General features: G+C 52.0%; 1 protein-coding gene. It reads left to right on the forward strand.

Features of this window, described 5'->3' with window-relative positions; genetic code table 11:
• On the forward strand, window positions 1–203 hold a 203-nt coding region (locus ACUU1M_RS20665; RefSeq protein ID WP_115759613.1), incomplete at its 5' end, for an MbeD family mobilization/exclusion protein.
• Window positions 204–377 lie beyond the last annotated feature (174 nt).

Consider the following 377-nt stretch of genomic DNA (forward strand, 5'->3'; position numbering starts at 1 on the left):
CATTAGAACAACTGCAACAGGACTATATGCAGCGGCTGAACGAATGGGAGAGCGCCTTCGTGGAATTGCAGAAAATGTTTTCGCTTACGCAACGGGACAACGCGATGCTGAACGAGCGGGTCATGCAGTTGAGTCAGCAGGTGCAGCACTTGAGCGAGCAGACAGAACGCTTGAGCCAGTTATACAGCGAGAACAGGAGATAAGGGACGAACGGCTGATACAGGAATGCGAACATGCGTTATCCCTGGAGCGTGAGCACCAGCTGGAAATACAGGAACGGACACTGGATGGCCCTTCGCTGGGATGGTAATCAGAGACAGGCTAAAATGTTGTCAGCGCGTTTCCGGTGCATTTTTTGGGATAATGGTTGGTTCGGG

Source organism: Shigella sp. SIG6 (genome assembly GCF_053555815.1).